The 23,833-nt window shown below is 43.0% G+C and carries 18 protein-coding genes; 1 reads left to right on the forward strand and 17 read right to left on the reverse strand.

Annotation, left to right across the window (positions count from 1 at the left end; all coding sequences use genetic code 11):
* Positions 1–181 precede the first annotated feature (181 nt).
* The 4 genes from mukB to cmoM are packed head-to-tail and all read right to left on the reverse strand — an operon-like array spanning position 182 to position 7,437.
* Entirely contained in the window at positions 182–4,621 is a 4,440-nt protein-coding gene (gene mukB / locus PR799_RS03210) for a chromosome partition protein MukB (RefSeq protein ID WP_272521246.1), read from the reverse strand.
* Positions 4,618–5,346: a chromosome partition protein MukE gene (gene mukE / locus PR799_RS03215; RefSeq protein ID WP_272521247.1), complete on the reverse strand. Its 729-nt coding sequence runs from the start codon at positions 5,344–5,346 to the stop codon at positions 4,618–4,620. The genes mukB and mukE overlap by 4 nt, the downstream gene beginning before the upstream one ends.
* On the reverse strand, positions 5,327–6,652 hold the full coding sequence (gene mukF, locus PR799_RS03220) for a chromosome partition protein MukF (RefSeq protein ID WP_132494492.1): 1,326 nt from the start codon (positions 6,650–6,652) through the stop codon (positions 5,327–5,329). The genes mukE and mukF overlap by 20 nt, the downstream gene beginning before the upstream one ends.
* On the reverse strand, positions 6,649–7,437 hold the full coding sequence (gene cmoM / locus PR799_RS03225) for a tRNA uridine 5-oxyacetic acid(34) methyltransferase CmoM (protein ID WP_154628536.1): 789 nt from the start codon (positions 7,435–7,437) through the stop codon (positions 6,649–6,651). Before cmoM ends, mukF begins: the two co-directional genes overlap by 4 nt.
* A 183-nt stretch (positions 7,438–7,620) precedes the next feature.
* Between cmoM and elyC the strand changes: the two genes are divergently transcribed.
* Positions 7,621–8,427, forward strand: a complete 807-nt coding sequence (gene elyC / locus PR799_RS03230) for an envelope biogenesis factor ElyC (protein ID WP_154628537.1) — start codon at positions 7,621–7,623, stop codon at positions 8,425–8,427.
* A gap of 62 nt (positions 8,428–8,489) precedes the next feature.
* On the opposite strand, the gene kdsB is transcribed toward elyC, so the two are convergent.
* From kdsB to seqA, 13 genes are all read right to left on the reverse strand, one after another.
* Positions 8,490–9,236, reverse strand: coding sequence for a 3-deoxy-manno-octulosonate cytidylyltransferase (gene kdsB / locus PR799_RS03235; protein WP_154604247.1), 747 nt, complete (start codon positions 9,234–9,236; stop codon positions 8,490–8,492).
* A 4-nt stretch (positions 9,237–9,240) separates the two neighbouring features.
* Positions 9,241–9,420 (reverse strand): Trm112 family protein, encoded by a 180-nt coding sequence (locus PR799_RS03240; protein ID WP_036951756.1) that lies wholly within the window; start codon positions 9,418–9,420, stop codon positions 9,241–9,243.
* 142 nt (positions 9,421–9,562) lie between these two features.
* A complete protein-coding gene (locus PR799_RS03245) occupies positions 9,563–9,778 on the reverse strand; it encodes a cold-shock protein (RefSeq protein ID WP_036951758.1) in 216 nt (71 codons plus the stop codon).
* 456 nt (positions 9,779–10,234) lie between these two features.
* Entirely contained in the window at positions 10,235–11,209 is a 975-nt protein-coding gene (gene lpxK, locus PR799_RS03250; RefSeq protein WP_154628538.1) for a tetraacyldisaccharide 4'-kinase, read from the reverse strand.
* Positions 11,202–12,950, reverse strand: a complete 1,749-nt coding sequence (gene msbA / locus PR799_RS03255; protein WP_272521248.1) for a lipid A ABC transporter ATP-binding protein/permease MsbA — start codon at positions 12,948–12,950, stop codon at positions 11,202–11,204. Before msbA ends, lpxK begins: the two co-directional genes overlap by 8 nt.
* A gap of 35 nt (positions 12,951–12,985) precedes the next feature.
* On the reverse strand, positions 12,986–15,298 hold the full coding sequence (locus PR799_RS03260) for a DNA internalization-related competence protein ComEC/Rec2 (RefSeq protein ID WP_272521249.1): 2,313 nt from the start codon (positions 15,296–15,298) through the stop codon (positions 12,986–12,988).
* A 293-nt stretch (positions 15,299–15,591) separates the two neighbouring features.
* Positions 15,592–15,879, reverse strand: coding sequence for an integration host factor subunit beta (gene ihfB, locus PR799_RS03265; protein ID WP_006657810.1), 288 nt, complete (start codon positions 15,877–15,879; stop codon positions 15,592–15,594).
* A 54-nt stretch (positions 15,880–15,933) separates the two neighbouring features.
* Positions 15,934–17,607, reverse strand: a complete 1,674-nt coding sequence (rpsA, locus tag PR799_RS03270) for a 30S ribosomal protein S1 (protein WP_006662163.1) — start codon at positions 17,605–17,607, stop codon at positions 15,934–15,936.
* A 173-nt stretch (positions 17,608–17,780) separates the two neighbouring features.
* Positions 17,781–18,464 carry a (d)CMP kinase gene (gene cmk / locus PR799_RS03275; protein ID WP_036951769.1) on the reverse strand — a complete coding sequence of 228 codons (684 nt, stop codon included), beginning with the start codon at positions 18,462–18,464 and terminating at the stop codon, positions 17,781–17,783.
* A gap of 190 nt (positions 18,465–18,654) precedes the next feature.
* The gene (gene aroA, locus PR799_RS03280; RefSeq protein WP_154628541.1) at positions 18,655–19,932 is read right to left on the reverse strand and encodes a 3-phosphoshikimate 1-carboxyvinyltransferase; all 1,278 of its coding nucleotides are present in this window, start codon (positions 19,930–19,932) and stop codon (positions 18,655–18,657) included.
* Positions 19,933–20,040: 108 nt separating this feature from the next.
* On the reverse strand, positions 20,041–21,129 hold the full coding sequence (serC, locus tag PR799_RS03285; protein ID WP_272521250.1) for a 3-phosphoserine/phosphohydroxythreonine transaminase: 1,089 nt from the start codon (positions 21,127–21,129) through the stop codon (positions 20,041–20,043).
* A 292-nt stretch (positions 21,130–21,421) separates the two neighbouring features.
* Positions 21,422–23,056 carry a phosphoglucomutase (alpha-D-glucose-1,6-bisphosphate-dependent) gene (gene pgm, locus PR799_RS03290; protein WP_272521251.1) on the reverse strand — a complete coding sequence of 545 codons (1,635 nt, stop codon included), beginning with the start codon at positions 23,054–23,056 and terminating at the stop codon, positions 21,422–21,424.
* A gap of 112 nt (positions 23,057–23,168) precedes the next feature.
* Positions 23,169–23,717 carry a replication initiation negative regulator SeqA gene (gene seqA, locus PR799_RS03295; protein WP_154628543.1) on the reverse strand — a complete coding sequence of 183 codons (549 nt, stop codon included), beginning with the start codon at positions 23,715–23,717 and terminating at the stop codon, positions 23,169–23,171.
* Between the last annotated feature and the right edge of the window lie 116 nt (positions 23,718–23,833).

A 23,833-nucleotide genomic window follows, 5' to 3' on the forward strand; every position in this document is an offset into this window, starting at 1 on the left:
CGCCCTGCAATGATAAAAGTTTTCATTACATAAAAATGAGATTCAAATCTCATTGCGGTCATCTATTAATGATTCAAAGGGAAATAAAGATAATAGAAATAAAGAAATTAAAAACATAAAGATAATAAAAAAACCGACACAATTTCCTATGTCGGTTTTTTTATCTAAAAACAAAAATCAATTATTGAGGTAATGCTTGCGGAGCAGGATTATCCTGACCAAAACCTTTTAGCCCAACAACATGAACGTGTTCCGTATTACCGGTCACTTTACGCACCAGTTTATATGTGGTTCCTTTCTCTGGGCTGATGTTTTCCGGCGCAGCGATAATAAGCTGCATTTCCAATCGGTCACATAACTCAAATAACGTGGCGATAGACTTCGCATCCAAACGCGCCGCTTCATCCAAGAACAGTAAGCGGCATGGAATGATATCTTTCGCACGCAGTCTGCGAGCCTCTTCTTCCCAGCTCTGAACAACCATCACTAAGATAGACATCCCCGTACCGATTGCCTCACCTGTCGATAACGCACCGCTTTCCGCTTTTAACCAACCATCGGAGCCACGGTTAACTTCAACCTCTAACTCTAAGTAGTTACGGTAATCTAACAGTTCTTCACCAATAGTTTGCGGCAAACGCTGCCCCATATCCATCTGCGGATTCAGGCGTTGATACAGTTTCGCCATCGCTTCAGAGAAGGTTAAACGTTGGCTAGTAAACAGGTCTTGATGCAGTTCGCTCTCTTCAGACAACACGCTCAACAATAAAGCGTGGCTTTCGCGAATGTTCACATTCAGTCTAACCCCTTTAACCTGACCAAATGCCACCGCTTGTAAGCCTTGGTTCAGCATACGAATACGGTTTTGCTCACGCTGGATAGTTTTACGAATGATGTTCGCCACACTCTTCGAGCTAATTGCCAGTTTTTGTTCACGGGCAGTTAACTCTTCGGTCAGACGCGCTAACTCAATTTCCATCTGCTCAATCGCATCGATTGGGTCATCGGTACGAATAATATCTTGGCGAATACGCTCACGCAGATGTTGGTAAACTGCGATAAAGAACTGAATTTTACGTTCAGGATGTTTAGGATCTTCGGACATACGCAGTACATCACGAAGATGTTCGTTATCTGCTACCGCTAAACGCAGCGCTCCTAACGCCTTATCCGACATCGAACGTAAACTATCACCATCGGTATAAGCTAATTCGCGACGATGCAGACGACGCTCAACGCCATTATCTTTCACCAAGCGCATCACCGCACACCAACCCGCTTTCGCCATCACAACTTGCTCACGGATTTGGTAATAATCTTTTTCCAGCTTACGCAGGCGTTTTTGCAGGTTATCCATTTCCGCTTCACATAACGTCAGTTGTTTTTCTAACTGGTTGATGCGGCTACGGTTTGCCATAACGGATTGATGTAATTCATCACGGCGAATGCTGGCACGCTCTTGCGCATCGGGATCCGCTTTCACGCCCATTTCTTGCATTTCTGCTTCAAGTTCTTTCAACATCTCTTGCTTGGTGTCGAATGAACTGCGCAGCGATGCCAGAACTTGGTGATATTGAGTGCTTTGCGCTTGTTGCTGACGTAATAGCTCACGGGCACGAGTTCTATCTGCTTCTGCATGTTCTAAACGCTGACGCAGTTTTTCATTCAAGTCCGCATTTTCATTGACCATCCCCGTCGAATCACTGTAGCTAAAGTGCGCGCGACGTTGAGCCACTTCCACCAAGGCAAATGCTTGTTGCTTCGCACTTTGCTGGGTATGTTTCGCCAATTCATAATCTTTACGCAGTTGATCATGTTGCTCAGGATCACTGAGTAATACCGTCACAATCGGCTCTAACTTCGCCAGATTATTACCGTGTTTATTGATGAAATGAGCCGCTTCTTCAGCTTCTGAAAGCTCTTCGCGGGTCTCTTCAACGCGATCCACCAGCGTTTCATCCATCAACAAATTCACTTGCGGCAATAAACGGTTTAATGCCAGTAAGTTTTCTTTGCCTTGAGCGAACTGTTGGCGCTGTTGCTGGGTCTGCTCTTCAAATTGGTTCAGTCCACGCTCTAATTCAGTACGTTTTTGATTTAATGTACGAATTTCAGCTTCAGGATCCGCTTCAAATGCCACTGAAATATGCTGACCAATAAAGCGGCTAAATGCTTGGTGAGCACGCTGAATTTTTTGCACGTCAAATGACAAGGTCGCATAACGCTCCGCCAATTCATCACGCTCAGCACTCAGTGACTCTAAATGGCTCTCACGGGCAGCTCGACCAAATAACGGTAATTCTGGATAGCGAGAATAACGCCACTGACGCTCTGATGAACGGACTAATACTGCATTTTCAAACTCTTGAGCATCAAAAACGCTGTCATCAAATGAGGATGGATCCCCCTCGATAAAATACACATCATCAGGGCAATCTTGTAAATTTTCTAGCTGCTCGCGAACCACGGCCAAGTCTTGTACCACGATACCGTGACGGGCTGGGCCATAAAGCGCCGAGAAATACGCCGCATCTTCAATAGTAATATCGTCGTAGATTTCAGATAACAGCACACCATTAAAACGCTCTGCCAGTGCCAGCATGCGCCCATCTTCGGCACCACTTGGTTGGCTTAAACGTTCGATTTGCTTATCGAGATCACGGCGCTGCGCTGCAACTTCATCACGCTCAACCGTAATTTCCCTTTCTTGCTCCAGAAGTTGCTGCATAAACTCAGTCACTTCAGTGCTATTTTCGAAAGTTTCACCCGATTGTTCGTTAAGCTGAGTTAGTGCTTCTTGTGCCATAATCCACGCAGGCGCTTTCGCGGAAAGCTGGCTGATACGCTGGCGAATTTGTTCCAACTCTTGGCGCATTTGCATGCGTTTTTCGCCGCTTTCATTAACGCCAGTACTTAACTCTTCTTGCAGAATTTCTAACTCGGCCATCAAGGCGTCAAGCTCATCGGGCTCAACACTTTGGCCATAACGTTTACAGAATTCGCTCAGTAATTTTTCGGCATTACGCTGGCTATCTAAACGCTGTTGCAATTCAGATAATTGCATACGCAGTGGCTGAACACGCTCAGCTAAATGTTGTTGCGATGACCAGTCACGCAGTAACGAACGCGCTTGTGTATACGCATCCCCACGGCTTACGTCGCCTAACATAGTTTTAACTAGCTGATACGCTTGCTCAAACTGGCTATGAGCTGCATCCGCCACGCTCATTTTTTGCTCTAACGCGAGTAAGGCTTCAGTGGCTTGCTGCTCTTTGGCCTCAAAGGTTTCCAGCCATTCATCGATGTTTTCAATGGTAAGATCAGGCAGTTGGCAGAGTTCGCGAGCACGGTTTAAGGCATGAAGTGCTTGCTGATATTGAATCGCACGAGTTTGCTGTACATCAAGCGCTTGCTGGTAATCTGCCAGCTGGTTTTTCAGCTCATCCACTTCAATTTCAGCGGCTTGCGCACGAGCATCAAGCTCTTCGTGTTTTTCTGTGGCTTCCGCGACGACTTCGCTCTGTTCTTCAAGGCGATAAGTGAGCTCTTCAATATCGGCTTGATAGCGGTCAATTTTTTCTTGATGACGTAATGCAGCTTGCACCAGATTTAAGTGGTCACTTGCCGCTTGGTAGTCCGCTTCGATTTCTGTCGATGCTTCGTTTTGTTCATTTAATTCACGCGCCATTTCCACACTACGAACTTGTTCAACGCGCAGTTGTTTGCGATTACTATACAGTTCGTTACGGGCGGCTAATGCTGCATCTAAGTGAATTCGGCGTTCATTTGAGTGGCGCATATAGTCCGCAGATACATAATCTGTGGCTTCACTGATCAAATGTTTAAATAAATCACGGTCAGATTGTGTAACGCGGATGGCTTCCAGTGTTAAACGGTTTTCACGTAATGCCGCTTCCATATCTTGGAATGCTTTACGTACGCCACTGTTTTCTGGTAATAAATAGTCACGCAGTGAGCGGGTGATCGCACTGGAAATACCACCATATAAGGAGGCTTCAATCAAACGGTAATATTTACTACGATCTCCTGCTGAACGTAGACGTTTTGGCAGCACACCCAATTCGAATAATACTGAATGGTAGTCCGTGATCGAGTTAAACTGCTTAAATTGGATGCCTTCTTGTTTTTCTACGCGCTCTTTCAGGTCATTCAACGGAATAACCTTAGCTTGGCGCCCTTCAAACACTTCCGTTAATACTTCCGTTGGCACTGTTGCTAATGGCACGCCTTGGATCATAAACGGTTTGATATCGACTTTTTTATCGCGTCCCGCTACTTGCTGTAAGCGAACACCGACCATAACACGTTGATGTTTAGAGTTTAAAACATCCAGCACGGCATAACAGACACCGGGACGTAGCTTTCCGTGTAGACCTTTATCACGGGACCCCGAAGTCGCCCCGGCTTCTGTGGTATTACGGAAATGCAGTAACGTTAAGTCAGGGATCATAGCGGTAATAAAGGCCGCCATGGTGGTGGATTTACCCGCACCATTTCCCCCAGACAGGGTGGTGACTAATTCATCAAGGTCAAAAGTACGAGCAAAAAAGCCGTTCCAGTTCACCAGCGTCAGTGAGCGAAATTTTCCGCGTTCAATCATTCTTGTTCATCCTCTTCACTGTCAGCCAGATCTTGACTCTCATCCGTTTCGTCTTCATCGCTGTCTTTTAGCGATAATTCCCCTTCAAGAGAGACCGCTTCACCATCACGGATCATGCGTAATTGTGCTTCTTGTGGGTTATCGCCACTACGCACATCCGCACCAAAGCGGAACACAGACTCATTAATAATAAATTTGCTGGAGTCATTTTGCAGGAAATAGACCATACCTAAACGACGTAAGCGGTTTAAGGAGGTTCTCAGTTTTTCCTGTAATTTTTGTTTATCAAGGTCTGAACCTGTGGAGCGTTGATTAACAAATTTCAGTAATTTGCTTTCGTCGGCCAGCGACAATAACTCTTCAAACAGCTCTTGAGAGGTAAAGACCCCTTGGTTGGTTAGACGCTCAGGACTCAAATAGAGGTAGCACAGAATTTTACCCACCATCATGTCCAATTCAGACAAAACAGAACGAGGAATTAAGGTGCTAGAACGGGGACGCAAATAGAAGAAGCCTTCTGGTGCCCGGATCAGCTCAACATTATAGCGAGCATAAAATTGCTCTAACGGTTCCTGAAAATCCATTAAAAATGCATGATTATCAAGGTCATCAATACTGATATGGCGACCTGCACGCAGTTGGCTATCGAGCTCAGGAAAAATCGGGTTAGCTAGTGCTTGAGCCAGTTTAACTGGCATAAATTGTTCAATATTTGTCGATGACATGTGCCTGTACCTTGGCTCCGTGATCATTAATAGCGCGCCATTCTGCCGGTAATCCCGCCAGATCAGCCTCTGCGATACCTAGTTTTACAGCCTGATCGATAATAATACGCGCAACGTCAAAATGGCGTTTCTGCGGGTATTGCGTCAGATAACTCTGTAATACGTGACCGACATCCAGCGGTTTGTTATCCGTTTTATAGAACGCAAGTTGCGCTTCGATTAACGCCGCTAATTGGTCATTAAGTTCACTGAATTCTTCAAATTCTAGATCAGGTGGAAGTTCCCCCATCACCTCTTGATCATGAAGTGCCAGCTCCTCATCACGCATATCAAAAAGCCTATCCGCATTGGCATAGGTGAGTGCCCAAGGGCTATCGAGGTACTGCTGTACAGATTGACGTAAACGTTGGGAAAATATACGGTTTTTATCCATATCAATCGCTGTACGGATAAATTTATGAACATGTCGGTCGTAACCAATCCATAAATCAATGGATTGCTGCCCCCAGCTCACAATACGGTCTAGCTTGTTTTGCAAATCAAAGATTAGTCGGTCGACCATTTCCGAGAACTGCGGCGCATTCATGTTAGCTTCTTGAATACGTAGTAAGTTTGCCTGTAGCTTATCGCCAGCCGCTTCTAAAGTATCTTGCAATTCTCTTAATGTGCCGGACGTTTCAGAAAGTAGCTGCTCACAGTTAGCAATTGCCGCCTGCCAGTCTTGGTTTAACAGTGCAGCAATATCATCTTTAACGCTGTTTTGTTGCTCATCCATAATTCGCTGTGACAGGTCAATACTGTCAAAAATTTCAGCGACTGAATATTTTAATGGCGCAAAAACATGACGGTGCCAATAAAATTCATCACCACCTTCTTCGGCTGATTCCGCTGCACGTTGTAGCTCTCCCGCCACAATCGATAACTGCATCGATAATCTTAATGTCGAAAATTCGCGTTGACGAATATAGTAATCACTAATGCCAATACCGAGTGGCGTTAGACGATAAATCGCATTTCCTTCGACAATGTCGCTGGCAAAGCGGTTAAATATTTTTTGGCGAACCATGTCATTAATGGCGTTGTTCGCTCTGACTGCCAGTGATTCGGTGGTTTGTTCGAAGCCTTTGCACACTTCTCGAAACGCATCCACCAGCTCCCCTTCACTCATTTCACCGTTAACCCGCTCACTGTTCAGCACTGCGACGGCCAGCAAAAACGCTAAGCGTTCTGCGGGTAGGGAAATCGCAAAATCATTTTTTCGTGCCCAAGACACGAGTTCAGGGACGGTCTGGGAAAAATCACTCATAAATCGTCCTTTTGGGTTTGTTTGCGTGCCATAACATGAATATATCGCCCCATACTGATATAGGGTTCTTCACGACAATATTGTTGTTCAAGCGCCAATAACGCTGGAAAGTCTTTTTGTTGTAATTGTCTACTTTGCAAATAATCATGGAACACTCTGACGCCACTTTTGCCTAAAATATCCATACCACAACCAATAAGCCACTCATCAACCTGTTGAGGGAAAAGCGGGTTCTGTGGCGATAATGAACGTTTGCGACGACGCTGGATATGAGGAGTTGCGAGATGAAAATTACCTAAAATTGCATTACGCATCACCAAGCCATTTGCATTATAGAACATGACAGAAAATATGCCTTCCGGTCTGATAATCTCTGCCAGTTGCTCTAATGCATATTTTTGGTCGCTAATCCATTCAAGTACTGCATGAAACAAGACAAAATCAACTGGTTCATCAAGGTGTTGAGCGATATCTTGAACTGCGCAGTGAACAAAGCTGATATTCTCGCTAATTCCTTGTTCATCAGCAAGCACCGATGCCCGTTCTAACATTTCTTCGGATAAATCGCAAAGAATAACCTGATGACCCATTGCGGCTAATTGACGAGAAAAATGCCCTTCTCCGCCGCCCGCATCTAATATACGTAATGTTTGGCCTGGGAAATGCGTTTCCAGTAACTGGGTAAGATCTTGCCAAACTACCGCTTCGCGAATTTTTCCTTTTGTCGTTCCATAAATATTTTTTGCAAATTTATCGACAATATCATCAAAGTTGCGGTCTGCCATCTGCGTTCCAGTTACCTATCATGAGTTATTTACAGCATATCAAAACCAAGAATTATAACAGATAATCTAGCTGTTTTTGCATAGTACTTTATTTTGTATCCGATTTATTTTGCATAGCATTTTATTGCTGATGCAGCTACATTTGACCCTATTCGCTTACATTATCTTCATGACAGGCTTTCTATGTTATTTCTGCTAAAAAAATACCTTGGCTCACTGTTAATGCCGCTGCCCTTATTATTGATCATTGGGGGAATTGGGCTGATTTTATTATGGTTTACCCGCTGGCAAAAAAGTGGAAAATCCTTGGTGACATTAAGCCTTATTATCATCGCATTATTGGGGCTACAACCTATTTCAGATCGGTTACTCGCGCCCGTTGAAGGCCCTTATGATAAGCGTTATGAGCTTATCACCACCAATCCGCCTGAAGAGATAAAGTATATTGTGGTTTTGGGAGGTGGATTTACCTATAACCCAGATTGGAGTCCTAGCTCGAATTTGCTCAGTAATAGCTTGCCTAGAGTCACTGAAGGGGTACGTCTTTATCTGCAACATCCAGGTAGCAAATTGATTTTTACTGGCGGTAAAGCCAGTAGCCCAATAAGTAGCGCTGAAGTCGCATCTATGGTCGCTCAATCTTTAGGAGTTCCAGCGACAGATACAATCCCGCTAACCGAACCGAAAGATACGCAAGAAGAGGCGTATGAAGTGGAAAAAATTATTGGTAAGCAGCCGTTCTTGTTAGTGACCTCAGCGAACCATTTACCCCGCGCGGTGAAAATGTTTACGAGTCGTGGGATGCAGCCTTATCCAGCCCCGGCTAATCAGTTGGTGATCACCAGCGACCTGAATCCTTGGGAGCGTTACATTCCTTCAGCATTCTATTTTAGCCACAGCGAACGAGCATGGTATGAGCTCATTGGCTCAATTTGGTGGCACTTAAAGCCGGAAAATACCCAACCAATTGAAGATAATCAGACCGAGTGAAATACAAAGGGGAAACTTATTCAGTTTCCCCTTCACTTATCTGGCCATATTCACTCTGGAAATTATGGCTGAAACGCTTGTCTAACCAACTCGAGATCTTCCGGTGTATCCACTCCTGCGCCTGGTGCTTTTTCAGCAACCGCCACATGAATTTTTTCACCATACCAAAGCACGCGAAGCTGCTCTAGCATCTCGATTTTCTCTAATGGGCTGGCATCCCAAGCGATATAACGACGAATAAAACCCGCGCGATAAGCGTAGATACCAATGTGACGCAAGAACGTATCGCCAATGGTCTCTTTACTCTTAGCAAACTGGTCTCTATCCCACGGAATTGTCGCTCGAGAAAAATAGAGCGCATAACCGTCTTTGTCCATCACGACCTTCACTGCATTCGGATTAAAGGCTTCTTGTGCACTATGAATGGGGACGGCGAGTGTTCCCATATTTGCCTGACTACCTTGCAAATTATGAGCGACTTGGCGAATGATTTCAGGTGGGATCAGCGGTTCATCACCTTGTACATTGACAATAATTTCATCATCGGAAAAGCCATAAGTGTCAATCACTTCAGCCAAACGTTCCGTACCAGATTGATGATCGGGGTTAGTCATACAAGCTTCCCCACCCGCTGCGATGACCGCGGCAGCGACATCTGGATGGTCAGTTGCAATAATGACTCGGCTAGCACCTGATTTAATCGCTTGCTCCATGACTCGAACAACCATCGGTTTACCGTGAATATCTGCTAAAGGCTTACCCGGTAATCGTGTTGAAGCGTAACGCGCAGGAATAATGACGGTAAACATAGGATTACAGTCCTTCGTCTAAAGCAACTTTACGCGCTTCGTTCTCAAGTAAAACGGGGATGCCATCGCGAACAGGAAAGGCGAGATGATCAAACTTGCAGATTAATTCGAGGTTTTCTTTGTTGTAACTTAGTTTGCCGTGACAGGATGGGCAAGCAACAATTTCAAGTAAACGGTGATCCATGTTTTCTCCCAAATGGATTTAAACTCACTTGGCGTCAGGATATCACATGCAGGTATCACCGTTAACTCTATTCTTGCTTATTAAGATCTCCTGCGAAGAATGAGAGGATAGTGCAGGAGAAATATTTCTGTTAAGAATTCAATTAGTAAGCGATAACGTCTCTTGCCGTTATGCCATCTGAATTACGAGTAACAGAGAACTCGACGTTTTGACCTTCAGATAAAGATTTGATTTTTTTATTCGCAATTGATTTAGTTGTTACGAAGATATCATCACCGCCATTACGAGGTGAAATAAAACCGTAACCTTCTTTTGCGTCAAACCATTTAACTTGGCCCATATGTAATTGAAAATTCATATTGAAACTCCTTCTTGTTCCGAGAACAATTTTTTATATTTGTATCATTACTCTCTACACGTTATTCCATTTATTTTGCTGAACTATTTATTTCGATCAGTTCATTCTGACCTATCTATTCAAGCCAATCTATTAACATCATTAAGAGTAATTAACTTAACCAATTTATGCATCAAATGTTTATGCATATCTTATAACGACCCAAGTGTAGGTTTCAGGCACCACACATTTACCGTGAACTTAACAGTCTATTTTGACACTATGATGACAACACGAAATAGTAGAGTAAGTAGTGTATTGCGAGGATAAGTGACTAACTCAAGAACGGGTCGTAAAATTAAAGCTAGCAAATAATCCACTTATTAATGTATTGCAACTTGGTACATAATAAGTAGATCTGCATCACATTGCAGGTATTATTATCTGAAATTAATCCTAAAAGCAAGCAATTTTATTTTAGATAAGTGATTTTATTTCACTTAAGATTCGTTTTTCGCCTATTTTATCAAACTGCGCTTCCACAGGAAGATACCACCAATTGGTCTGTGCGAAGGAATGACATTTAACAGCATCCTTTTCAGTCATCAGTAAATTTTGATTTTTTTCTGCTAAAGAAACGAGTTGCTGCTGGCTATAAGCTTGATGATCGGAAAACGCATGGGTATTAACAAGTGTTAATCCTTTGCTTTCTAAAGAAGAGAAAAAACGAGGTGGATGACCAATTCCCGCCATCGCAACTACATTGTTAAGCTCGGTAACCGAGTTTTTTTCGCCTGTAGCTAGGTTCACGGCCATATCCCCCTCTAGGGACATCAGTGTTTCATTTGAGTTAGGAACACCACCATTTACAATCAAGGCATTGACTGTTTTTAATCGCCCTGCACGTTCACGCATTGGCCCCGCAGGTAACCACCAGCCATTGCCAAAACGACGCTGCCCATCAATGACGACAATTTCATAGTCACGTTGCAATGCGTAATGCTGTAAACCATCGTCTGTAACAATAATATCTAATTGAAAATTATCGAGTAATGCTTTAATTGCATCACTACGTTTTGGTGCCACAGCAACAGGTGCATGAGTACGATGATAAATCAAAACTGGCTCATCGCCTGCAACTGCCGTGGTTGTCGTCTGGTCTAACACTAACGGATAATGGTCAGACTGCCCGCCATATCCACGAGATACAACACCCACACGAACACCTTGTTTCATAAGCGATTCAACTAGCCAAATAACCACAGGGGTTTTTCCATTTCCCCCTGCCGTTAAATTCCCTACAACCACAACAGGCACAGGGGCTTTCCATGAGCGAAGAAGTCCAGTTTTATAGCCGATATGACGTACTAACGTTATCAATCCATACAAAAAGGATAACGGAAGCAACAAAATATAGAGCCATGATTTACCGGACCAAATTCGCTCAATCATTCTTAAATTGGATCCTATGTAATTGCGCGTATGCCCCATTTTGGGCTAGTAGCGTTGCGTGGTCACCACGTTCAATGATATGCCCATCTTGTACAACCAAGATTTGATCCGCATTTTCAATAGTGGATAAACGGTGAGCAATCACAAGCGAAGTTCTATTCTTCTGCAATTCGTCTAACGCGGCTTGAATTGCACGCTCTGATTCCGTATCTAATGCTGATGTCGCTTCATCTAAAATCAAGATTGGCGCATCACGCAATAAAGCTCGAGCAATCGCAATACGTTGGCGCTGACCACCAGAAAGCATCACACCATTTTCGCCAATCATCGTATCTAACCCATTATCCAGCTTTTGAATAAAGTCCATGGCATAGGCCATTTCAGCGGCTTTTTCAATTTCTGCTCTGCTATAGCGCCCATCTGTCGCATAGGCAATATTATTTGCAACAGTATCATTGAATAAATAAACATGCTGAGATACGAGAGCGACTTGGCTACGTAAAGATTCCAGGGTGTAATCACGAATATCATGCCCATCAATACGAATACTACCCTTATCAATGTCATAGAAGCGGGTAATTAAGTTAGCGATAGTGGATTTACCTGAACCTGAACGCCCCACTAAAGCCACTGATTTACCGGCTGGTAGCGTAAAAGAAACATTCTCTAGTGCAGGGTGCTCTTTGGTTTGATAAGTGAACGTGACGGAATCGAACTCAATATCACCTTTCACTTGAGTCAGAACTTTCGTTCCTTCATCTTTCTCTTTTTCAGTATCTAAAATCGCAAATAACGTTTGGCATGCTGCCATTCCGCGCTGGAATTGCGCATTCACGTTAGTCAGTGATTTAAGTGGGCGCATTAACGCAAACATGGATGAGAAAACGACACCGATTGTACCTGGTGATAATTGTTCTTTGATCTCAGGGAAACTTGCTGCGTACAAAACAAATGCTAATGCAAAAGAGGCAATCATCTGAACAATAGGATCAGAAATCGCTGAGGCGCTAACCATCTTCATATTTTGACGGCGCATATTATTACTGACTTTATCAAAACGTTCTGTTTCGACTTTCTGACCACCAAAAATAAGGACTTCTTTATGCCCTTTAAGCATCTGCTCAGCGCTCGTCGTCACATGCCCCATACCCGTTTGCATGTTTTTGCTGATTTTACGAAAACGCTTAGAAACAACCCGAATAGTGATAGACACGACTGGCGCAATAGCGATCAAAATTAATGATAATTGCCAGCTGTTATAAAACATAATACCAAATAACGCGATGATATAAGTGCCTTCGCGAATAATGGTAATGAGAGCACCGGAAGCCGAAGATGCGACCTGCTCTGAATCATAGGTAATACGTGATAATAAAGTCCCTGTGGATTGCTGGTCAAAATAGCTCACCGGCATGCCCATCATATGACCAAATAATTTGCGGCGCATACTCATCACTACTTTTCCTGACACCCAAGAAACGCAGTATGTAGAGACAAAACTTGAAGATCCACGCACGACCATCAAGCCCAAAATTGCCAGCGGTAACCACTTCAGTGTGTCATTATCCGCTTTACCAAACCCGTCATCTAATAATGGTTTAAGTAAAGAAATCATAAACGCATCACCTGCGGCGTTGATGATAAGAGCAATTGCTGCAACAACTAACCCAATTTTAAAAGGCGCAATGGTTGGCCATAGACGCTTAAATGTTTGCTTTGTCGATAGGTCTTGATCATTCATGCTTTTATTACCAGACTTAATGTAAGCGCACTATTCTACAAGGGAAATTGGCTAACACCAAACCACAGATGATACCAACGTGGATTAATTTCTTTCCTGTAACGTAAGATTTCCATTTTTTCTTTATTAAAACATATTGTTACCTGACCTTCCTCCGCCGTATTTAACCACTGAATATTCTTTTTAGCATAGCGCAAATAGACTTTATCTGATGGAATTTTCCATGGGCTATATCTCGCAGAGGAAACTAGCGCCAACGTTGGCTGTACTTTTCGTATAAATAACGGTGTTGAAGATGTATTACTCCCATGGTGAGGAACAAATAAAATATCCGCTTTGAGCTGCCCATCATTTTGTAATGCTAGCCTTTTTTCGCCTTGTTTTTCCAAATCTCCAGTAAACAATAGTCGCCGATGCCCATCACTAACCTGAATCACGCAAAAATCATTATTATGTGATATTTCAGCTAGTTTCTCTGGCCACAATACTTCGAATCTTAACATCCCCCATTGCCAGCGTTGTCCTTGATAACAAGGAAGATGATTGGGTTGCCCAAAGCTACTACGTAGGCTTAGCCATGGATATGCTTCAATTAAATCAGAGATACCACCAGTATGGTCAAGGTGATTATGACTTAAGATTGCGTTGATAGGAGTGACTTGATGATGCTTTAAGAAAGGAATAATTTGCCGTTTAGCGTTGCTTCCATCACCCCAGCGGTTTCCCGTGTCATATAAAACTCCTTGTTTATTTTGCACCATAACCACAGCAAGCCCATGTCCAATATCCAACATGGTTAAGCACCAGTCATGCTCTTCGTGCTGGCTTTGACTCTTAGTGAAAAATAATAAAATAGCAATACAACTTAATAATCCAAAATAATTTTTATACCAACCAAATAAGATAATAAAAGCAAATGCCCAACAAAAAAACACGCTATAAATAGGCATTGTGTTAATTTCAGTCCAAAAGCCGCTTAAATATGTCAGTGGTCCTAGCCCAAACTCGAGGATACTATCAATTAACCCGAAAGCTACATTATGCCAAGCGCTTATAGGTAACAATAGCGTGCTAAAAATAACGGGTACCACTCCCCAAGTAATAAGCGGTACAAACCATAAATTTGCAAATAAACTCATAATATTAATACCGTTAAACAACAATACTTGAATAGGTATTAGTAGAATCAATAAACCAATTTGCAGATGAATTAGCGGCGTTATTTTTCCCATAATTGGATGACAACTCAACGTAGACGAAATGGGAAAAACACGAAACCAATACAGAATAGCTAATACAGCAAAGCTAGATAACCAAAAGCTATCGGAAAGGATAGCAAGCGGATCAAACAATAAAATCCCAGCAATACTCCATAACGCCCATTGCCACGGAAAACAGAAAAATGGCTGCTTACGGACATAAATCCAAAGTAGCAATGCAAATACAGCTCGAGTTGCAGGGATCGCAAAATTCGACAACCAAGCATAGAGAATGGCAAATATAACGCCTGAAAATAATGGTAAATTCTCACCTATCCATTTAACGGGTAGGAAAAATTGCAATAAGCGAGCGCATAAGTAACCAATTAAATAGGCAATGCCAATGTGTAATCCAGAAATTGCGATCAAGTGTGTCAATCCTGTTGATTGCAATAACTGTGTATGTTCCGTAGAAAGCCGTCCTCTCTCCCCAAACATTAACGCATAAATAATTCCATGATTTTGTCGTGTCGAAAGTGTTTCGCCGAACTGCTCAATAATTTTTTGTCGTATAGAACATTGCTGGCCTACTTGTACTGCTTGTTTGATTTTTAGTGTGCCGACAACTCGTTGAGCAATGAAATGCCTTTGCAGATCAAATCCGCCTTCATTCAAAGAAGCATGAACTGGATTTAATTTACCAACGACCCGCCATTGCTGCCCTGCACACACTTTTTCATGCTTATTTTGTTTTAAATTCCATGATGCATAGAGCGGAGGAAAAATTCGTACCCCATCGACTTTGTCTATCCTTACTCTCTTTTTAACATCATCCTGATTGAGTGGGATGCTAACAATCGTAATATCCCATTGCCGATGAGTACCACTTAGAAAATCAATTTTTTTCTGTACCTCAACACCATGCCAACAAGCCCAAAGCCAGCTCATTCCCATTAATGCCAAAAATCGAATGCGCTTATTGCGCCAAATAACCATCAGAATGACTAACAGAATAATACCAGCCACTAAGTAGTGACTAGAACTAGGAAGATTCGGCAAGAAAAGCAACGGAAGCGTACCGATAATCAATGCAATAGCGACTTCTGTATAAGAGAGTTTATCTTGATAGTGGCGGCTAAATTTTCCCATCGACCTTAAACCTACCTACGATTATTTCTGTGCAGATAAGTTAAAGGTATTCAGAGTGATTCAATAACCTTGTAATTAGAAAATTTAAAGCGTTATTCCAAAACTATATGCAATGCAAAAGAGTTAAAAAATTGAGCTGCGAAGCGCTTCGCAAAAATAGCCTTAAGTGATGCATTTAATAAGATATTAGAAGGTAATTTAAGAAAAGCAGAATGGGGAATTATAGACATAAAAAAACAGCGCTATATCAATATAGGCGCTGTTTTAGAGTAATAATTAAGATTTACAGTCGATTATTGACCGTAAATATTTACACGATCGCGTAACTCTTTACCTGGTTTGAAGTGGGGAACGTATTTACCTTCCAGTTCCACTTTATCACCTGTTTTTGGGTTACGGCCAACGCGTGGAGCACGGTAGTGAAGAGAAAAACTGCCGAATCCACGGACTTCAATACGCTCGCCTTCAGCTAACGTATCAGCCATATGCTCAAGTATTTCCTTTACAGCTTCCTCAACGGTTTTCGCTGAAAGATGAGACTGCTGGCTAGCCAGTCTTTCAATTAATTCAGACTTGGTCATAGTACCTCCCTAAACTACCGATACAAAGGGGTAACCGAAGTTACCCCCACTTAATTATTCGCCTTTAGCTGCTTTGAAAGCTTCAGCCATTGCATTGTTACCGAATGCAGTATCTTCTTGCTTGTTCACAGCTGCGACAGCATCTTTCTCATCAGCTTCGTCTTTAGCGCGAACAGACAGGTTGATTACACGGTTTTTACGGTCAACACCAGTGTATTTAGCTTCAACATCATCACCAACGTTCAGAACCAGAGTTGCATCTTCAACACGGTCACGTGAAGCTTCTGATGCACGCAGGTAACCTTCAACGCCCAGAGTCAGCTCTACAGTTGCACCTTTAGCATCAACTGCGATTACTTTACCAGTAACAATTGCGCCTTTCTTGGTTGCTGCCAGGTAGTTGTTGAATGGATCTTCAGCTAACTGTTTAACGCCCAGAGAGATACGCTCACGCTCTGCGTCGACTTGCAGAACAACAGCTGCGATTTCATCGCCTTTTTTGTAGTCACGAACTGCTTCTTCGCCTGCAACGTTCCAGGAGATGTCAGACAGGTGAACCAGGCCATCGATGCCGCCGTCCAGACCAATGAAGATACCGAAGTCAGTGATTGACTTGATCTTACCTTCAACACGGTCGCCTTTGTTGTGAGTCTCAGCAAATTGCTGCCATGGGTTAGATTTGCATTGTTTCAGGCCTAAGGAGATACGACGACGTTCTTCATCGATATCCAGAACCATAACTTCAACAACATCACCAACGTTAACAACTTTAGATGGGTGGATGTTTTTGTTAGTCCAATCCATTTCTGAAACGTGAACCAGACCTTCAACGCCTTCTTCGATTTCTACGAAGCAACCGTAGTCAGTCAGGTTAGTAACGCGACCAGTCAGTTTAGTACCTTCTGGGTAACGTTTAGCGATTGCGACCCAAGGATCTTCGCCCAGTTGTTTCAGACCCAGAGAAACACGAGTGCGTTCACGGTCGAATTTCAGAACTTTAACATTGATTTCATCACCAACGTTGACGATTTCGCTTGGGTGTTTAACACGTTTCCAAGCCATGTCAGTGATGTGCAGCAGGCCGTCAACACCGCCCAGATCAACGAATGCACCGTAGTCAGTAAGGTTCTTAACGATACCTTTAACTTCCATGCCTTCTTGCAGATTTTCCAGCAGTTGATCGCGCTCAGCGCTGCTTTCAGATTCAATTACAGCACGACGAGAAACAACAACGTTGTTGCGTTTCTGATCCAGCTTGATTACTTTGAACTCAAGCTCTTTGCCTTCCAAGTGAGTAGTATCACGAACTGGGCGTACATCTACCAGTGAACCTGGTAAGAACGCACGAATGCCGTTCAGTTCTACAGTGAAACCACCTTTAACTTTACCGTTGATAACACCAGTTACAGTTTCAGCTTCTTCGTAAGCTTTTTCCAGCATCAGCCATGCTTCATGACGTTTAGCTTTCTCACGAGACAGAATAGTTTCACCGAAACCATCTTCTACTGCATCCAGAGCTACATCGATTTCGTCGCCAACTTGGATTTCCAGCTCACCCTGAGCATTTTTGAACTGTTCTACTGGGATAGCAGATTCTGATTTAAGACCTGCGTCTACCAGGACTACGTCTTTATCGATAGCAACTACTGTACCGCGTACAATAGAACCAGGACGAGTTTCAATATTCTGCAGGGATTCTTCAAAGAGTTGAGCAAAAGATTCAGTCATATTAATGATCTTCAAGTGTCTTATATTAACGTCCATCTAGCATCCCGCCAAATGGGGTTGTTTCACATACCCCACAACATTCCTTGTCGCAAGGTTTTAACCATGCTAGAAAATAACCAGCATGGAGGTAATTGCGTATATTATCTAATTATAAGCTAAAATAAAGCCTATTATCACGATAATTGTAGAATTTTTTTCGCGTAGGTGCGTGCTTTTTCAATAACTTCCTCAATAGACATACTTGTGGAATCCAGCACTAACGCATCTTTAGCGGCAATAAGAGGAGCAACCGGACGGTTACGATCCCGATAATCGCGCTCTTGAATTTCGGTCAAAAGTCGTTCAAAGTTAACATCAAACCCTTTCTCCTGCAACTGCTTCATCCGACGATGAGCTCGCTCCTCGGCGGAGGCATCCAGAAAAATTTTCACTGGCGCATCAGGAAAAACGACTGTTCCCATATCGCGACCATCTGCGATTAAGCCGGGCATCATTCTAAATGCTCGCTGACGTCTTAATAGGGCTTCACGCACTCGCGGGAACGTGGCTGTTTGGGATGCGGTGTTCCCGACGGTTTCTTGCCTAATTTCATTAGACACATCTTCACCTTCGAGAATAACTTTCAAACGATTTTCTTCAGGTACAAAACGCACATCTAAATTTGCAGCTAAAGGCACTAAAGCATCTTCAGATTGAATATCGACGTGGTGATGCAGAGCCGCTAGCGCTAATACGCGGTAAATTGCACCAGAGTCTAATAATTGCCATCCAAATTCATTTGCTAATGCTTGGCAAAGAGTACCTTTACCCGCTCCGCTTGGTCCATCAACGGTGATTACAGGGGCGATAGCCACCATAAAAAATCTCCTTTCCTGCAAATAGCCTCAGCTACCCGCAATTAAAATCTGTGGGGATATTATACCTACTCAACAATTTTGTGAAACACGCAGGTGGGTTTGTCAGAAATAAAAATAGGTGAAAATAAGGAAAATGAAAGGGAAAGATTGGTTGATAACACATTAATGTTAATCAACCAATCTAATTCGGTTAGTGGCTTAATCGTGCGAGTTGTTGGAAATAATCTGGGAAAGTTTTTGCTGTACAGCCTGGATCTAAAATCGTCACAGGGGTATCGGAGAGAGCCACCAATGAGAAGCACATCGCGATGCGATGGTCATTGTAGGTTTCGATTTCAGCATGTTTTAGCTGGGCTGGTGGCACGACTCGGATAAAATCATGCCCTTCTTCAACTTCTGCACCCACTTTACGTAGCTCAGTTGCCATCGCAAATAAGCGATCAGTTTCTTTCACTCGCCAGTTATAGATATTACGAATGACTGTTTCACCCTTTGCAAACAGAGCGACCGTTCCGATAGTCATCGCTGCGTCGGGAATAGCATTCATATCCATGTCAATGCCGTTCAGAGTTCCACGCTCACATTCAACGTAATCATCTCCCCAACGGATAATTGCCCCCATTTTCTCCAAAACGTTAGCGAATTTCGTATCACCCTGTAAGCTATTGCGGCCAATCCCGGTGACTCGAACGACGCCACCTTTAATCGCTGCGGCGGCTAGGAAATAGGAAGCGGAAGACGCATCCCCTTCGACAAGGTATTCACCCGGAGATACGTACTGTTGCTGACCTTTGATCACAAATTTTTGGTATTGATGATTTTCAACATCCACACCGAAGGTTTTCATTAGTGCCAGCGTAATGTCGATATAAGGTTTGGAAACCAGCTCGCCTGCAATCGTAATCACTGTGTCCTGAGAAGCCAAAGGCGCAGCCATTAATAATGCCGTTAAGAATTGGCTAGAAACCGAACCATCCACCGAAATATTGCCACCAACAAAGCCGCCATTTAAGCGCATCGGTGGGTAATTTTCTTGTTCAAGATAGTCAATCTTAGCGCCGCCTTCCCTTAAGGCATCCACTAAATGACCAATCGGGCGCTCTTTCATGCGCGGTTCGCCCGTTAATACAATATTATTTGCGCATAATGACAGTGCGGCCGTTAGTGGGCGCATTGCGGTGCCCGCATTACCTAAAAAGATCTCAAGTTCGCCTTGATAAGATAAACAGCCATTTATCCCTTCAACTTGGCAACGAGTTTTATCTTCAGATAATTGATATTTAACACCTAGCTGGCTTAATGCATTCAGCATATGGCGAATATCATCGCTGTCTAATAAGTTAGTGAGTACCGTAGTGCCTTTTGCCATAGCGGCTAAGAGAAGTGCGCGGTTGGAGACACTTTTTGACCCCGGCAGATTAATGGTGCCATTAATTGAAGAAATTGGTTGTAATGTCAGGGATTGCATGAAAAGTGATTTCTCCGATGTGATTTGCTACTTTTTTATCGTTATTTAAATGAATGAGCCGACTCGCTCTTCCTGAGCAAATCGGCCTAACAACTAGTACATCATAAATTAGGCATGATGACGTTCAAAATCAGCCATAAAGTCGACTAACGCCTGAACGCCCGCCAGCGGCATCGCATTGTAAATAGATGCGCGCATTCCACCTGAAACCTTATGGCCTTTTAGTGATAATAATCCTTGATTTTTAGCATCTTCGATAAATGTTGCATCCAATGCAGGGTTTTGCATTTGGAATGGTACGTTCATCCAAGAGCGATTTTCCACCGCGACGCGGTTAATATAAAATTCACTGTCATCGATTGCGCTATACAGCAATTGTGATTTTTCATAGTTACGTTTTGCGATTTCCTGCAATCCACCTTGCTCTTTTAACCATTTGAAAACCATACCCGCTAAATACCAAGCAAAAGTTGGCGGAGTATTGAACATGGACTCATATTGCGCAAGTACAGTGTAATCAAAAACAGATGGCGTTTGAGGTGAAGCTTTGCCGAGCAGATCTTCACGAATGATAACCAGCGTTAAGCCTGCTGGACCAATATTTTTCTGTGCGCCAGCATAAATCACGCCATAGCGGCTTACATCGATAGGTTTAGATAAAATCGCAGATGAATAATCAGCAACAATAATTTTGTCTGCTGGGAAATCAGGCTCTTCATGGATAGCTAAGCCACCAATGGTTTCATTCGGGCAATAATGAACATAGGCAGCATCTTTACTTAATGGCCATTCACTCATTGGTTTGATGCTAACAACGCCGTTATTTTCTTGAACGACATCAATCACGTTTGGGGTGCAATATTTTTGAGCTTCTTTAGCAGCTGATTCAGACCAATAGCCACTGACAATGTAGTCTGCGGTCGTTTTATCACCTAACAGGTTCATTGGCAGTGTGGCAAAATGAGCACGAGCACCACCATGACAGAATAAAACTTTATAGTTATCAGGGATATTTAATAAGTCGCGTAAATCTTGTTCTGCTTCTTTCGCAACGTCAATAAAATCTTTCCCGCGATGGCTCACTTCCATCACAGAAACCCCTAAACCTTTCCAGTTACAAAATTCTTGCTCTGCACGGCGCATGACTTCAACGGGTAACATTGCCGGCCCTGCGCTGAAATTATAAACCTGACTCATTGACCTTACCTACCTTCAATATTGTTAGTTAACATCACTCAGATACCTAAAGTTGTATCATTCCGAGCCACTAGCTGCAACGGTTATTACGTATCGATAGCAAAAACAAAAGGTCAAATTCGAAGAGTAAAAAAAGAAAACAATTTTGTTAATAGCGTCACAGAATCAGCTACCACAATTTTATGAAGTAATGTGTACTAAAAAGGAGATAAAATCTCGAATCTGCTTTATTTTGCAGTCGGGGATTTAATGATGAAAAGCGGGCAATAACCACCCGCTTTAAAGACAAAAACTAACTAATCACTTTACTGACGATTTCAATCGCTTCTTTCTCAATCAAGTGAAGATGTTCTTCACCACGGAAACTTTCACAGTAAATTTTGTACGCTTCTTCAGTGCCTGATGGGCGAGCAGCAAACCAACCATAGTCAGTCATGATTTTTAACCCCCCAATTGATGCGCCATTGCCCGGAGCCGCCGTTAAACGCTGAGTAATTTTATCACCCGCTAATGTATCTGCTGATACCATTTCTGGCGACAACTTGCTTAACTTAGCTTTCTGCTCGTGGGTTGCTTTCGCTTGGATACGACTGTAGATTGGTGCGCCAAATTTTTCAGCGAGTTTATTATAACGCTGCTGAGGGTTTTCCCCTGTTACTGCTGTAATTTCTGCAGCAAGCAGACATAAAATAATGCCGTCTTTATCTGTCGACCATGGCGTGCCATCAAATTTCAAAAATGAAGCGCCAGCACTCTCTTCGCCACCAAAACCAAGGCTGCCATTAAATAAGCCATCCACAAACCATTTAAAGCCAACAGGCACTTCAATGAGTTCACGGCCAATATCATTAACAACACGGTCAATCATGGCGCTGGAAACTAACGTTTTACCTACAGCAACTTCTTTGCCCCACTGAGGGCGATGTTGAAATAGATAGTCAATCGCAACAGCAAGGTAGTGGTTAGGGTTCATTAACCCACTTGGGGTAACAATGCCGTGGCGATCATAATCCGGATCGTTCGCAAATGCTAAATCAAACTTTTCTTTCATTCCCAGCAAGCCAGCCATCGCCCAACGGGATGAACAGTCCATGCGGATCACACCATCGTGGTCTAATGGCATAAAACGGAATGTTTGGTCAAGCTGGTCATTAACAATTTCAATATCTAATTGATAATACTCTGCAATTTTTTTCCAGTATTCAATACCGGAACCACCCAGAGGGTCGACGCCGATTTTTAATCCTGATTTTTGGATAGCTTGCATATCCACAACTTCGCCGAGTGCGCGAACGTATGGCATCACCAGATCTTGCTCTGTCACAAAACCACTCGCCATTGCATCGGCAAAATCTAAGCACTTCACACCATCAAGATCTGCTGCAAGTAATTGATTAGCATTCTGTTCAATAACCGATGTTAAATCTGTATCCGCAGGACCACCGTTAGCAGGATTATATTTAATTCCACCATCTTCCGGTGGATTATGGGATGGAGTGATTACGATGCCGTCAGCAACATCTTGATGCGCTTTGTTGTAACTTAAAATTGCGTGGGAGACAGCCGGAGTTGGGGTGAAACCGTTATCTTCTTGAACAATAACATGAACTTGGTTAGCTGCTAATACTTCGATCACCGATATAAAAGCGGCTTCTGACAGCGCATGGGTATCTTTACCCACATAACAAGGTCCTGTTACCCCTTGCTGCTTACGCAGATCAGCTATCGCTTGAGCGATTGCCAGAATGTGGTTTTCATTAAAGTTTTTACGCAGCGAACTACCACGATGCCCAGAAGTCCCAAACTTGACGGCCTGAGAAGACACATCGGGATCTGGCTGTTGGGTATAATATTGAGCCGTTAACTGAGCAACGTTAATCAAATCACTTTGAAATGGAAGCTGCCCTGCTCGTTCATGAATTGCCACTTGTTATCTCCCAAAGCACTGATGCTTAGCGTGAAACACCAGTGACTTCACAATGTTTAGATGACTATCAAAGTTAGATAGCATTACTAAGATTAGATAGTATTTACCAAAGCTAAATCGTATTGCCGACTTTTTCGATGACATTCGCTGGGAAGTTCATCTCTTGCATAATCGCATCAATCATACTGCGCTTGCGATTAGTATTGGTGTTCGTGATCACCCAATACGGCGTGCCCGGTATATGGCGAGGTTTTGATTGCTTGCCCGCAGCCAGTAGTGTTTGCTCATCACCAGCAAAATAAACACGGGTACGGCCATGCATGGACTCTGTTGCGCTCTCAAAACTTTTCGCATCTAAGCTATATAGCGTTGAAAGAATTAGCATAAAGCGATCAATCGCCTTATTTTTTTCTGCATAAGCATCAGATAATAATAATTCTCTGATCACTCTCACAGGGTTTTGAGCAACCAATTTGGTATTCATCACCGGCACATCTTGTGACGCTAACGGTGCTACACTCACTTCTTTTGCGGGTACTGGCTGCTGCGCGGATTTGAAATTTAGCATGCGGCGTAAAATATCCGATGCACTTTCACCGATATGCTGTGTGTGACTTGCAATATAGCGGTAAAGCTCTTCATCAACTTCTATCGTTTTCATTTTTTCCCAGTACTTTCTTAAACTAAAATTCGCGCCAGATTATAAGCCAGAATTAAAAAAAACAAAACAATTAAAATTTCAATAACTTAAAACAAACAATGAGTTAAGTTTCATGG

It is taken from the genome of Providencia sp. PROV202 (genome assembly GCF_028479565.1).
Classification (GTDB): Bacteria; Pseudomonadota; Gammaproteobacteria; order Enterobacterales; family Enterobacteriaceae; genus Providencia; species Providencia zhijiangensis.

Bases quoted from the DNA above. Each gene is read 5' to 3' on its own strand.
- PR799_RS03245 (WP_036951758.1), bottom strand. From the start codon at position 9,778: ATGAATTTTCAATTACATATGGGCCAAGTTAAATGGTTTGACGCAAAA.
- seqA (WP_154628543.1), bottom strand. From the start codon at position 23,717: ATGAAAACGATAGAAGTTGATGAAGAGCTTTACCGCTATATTGCAAGT.
- serC (WP_272521250.1), bottom strand. From the start codon at position 21,129: ATGAGTCAGGTTTATAATTTCAGCGCAGGGCCGGCAATGTTACCCGTT.
- kdsB (WP_154604247.1), bottom strand. From the start codon at position 9,236: ATGTTTACCGTCATTATTCCTGCGCGTTACGCTTCAACACGATTACCG.
- elyC (WP_154628537.1), top strand. From the start codon at position 7,621: ATGTTATTTCTGCTAAAAAAATACCTTGGCTCACTGTTAATGCCGCTG.
- cmoM (WP_154628536.1), bottom strand. From the start codon at position 7,437: ATGGCAGACCGCAACTTTGATGATATTGTCGATAAATTTGCAAAAAAT.
- PR799_RS03260 (WP_272521249.1), bottom strand. From the start codon at position 15,298: ATGGGAAAATTTAGCCGCCACTATCAAGATAAACTCTCTTATACAGAA.
- PR799_RS03240 (WP_036951756.1), bottom strand. From the start codon at position 9,420: ATGGATCACCGTTTACTTGAAATTGTTGCTTGCCCATCCTGTCACGGC.
- mukB (WP_272521246.1), bottom strand. From the start codon at position 4,621: ATGATTGAACGCGGAAAATTTCGCTCACTGACGCTGGTGAACTGGAAC.
- mukF (WP_132494492.1), bottom strand. From the start codon at position 6,652: ATGAGTGATTTTTCCCAGACCGTCCCTGAACTCGTGTCTTGGGCACGA.
- ihfB (WP_006657810.1), bottom strand. From the start codon at position 15,879: ATGACCAAGTCTGAATTAATTGAAAGACTGGCTAGCCAGCAGTCTCAT.
- cmk (WP_036951769.1), bottom strand. From the start codon at position 18,464: ATGGTGGCTATCGCCCCTGTAATCACCGTTGATGGACCAAGCGGAGCG.
- lpxK (WP_154628538.1), bottom strand. From the start codon at position 11,209: ATGATTGAGCGAATTTGGTCCGGTAAATCATGGCTCTATATTTTGTTG.
- aroA (WP_154628541.1), bottom strand. From the start codon at position 19,932: ATGCAATCCCTGACATTACAACCAATTTCTTCAATTAATGGCACCATT.
- mukE (WP_272521247.1), bottom strand. From the start codon at position 5,346: ATGTCATCGACAAATATTGAACAATTTATGCCAGTTAAACTGGCTCAA.
- rpsA (WP_006662163.1), bottom strand. From the start codon at position 17,607: ATGACTGAATCTTTTGCTCAACTCTTTGAAGAATCCCTGCAGAATATT.
- msbA (WP_272521248.1), bottom strand. From the start codon at position 12,950: ATGAATGATCAAGACCTATCGACAAAGCAAACATTTAAGCGTCTATGG.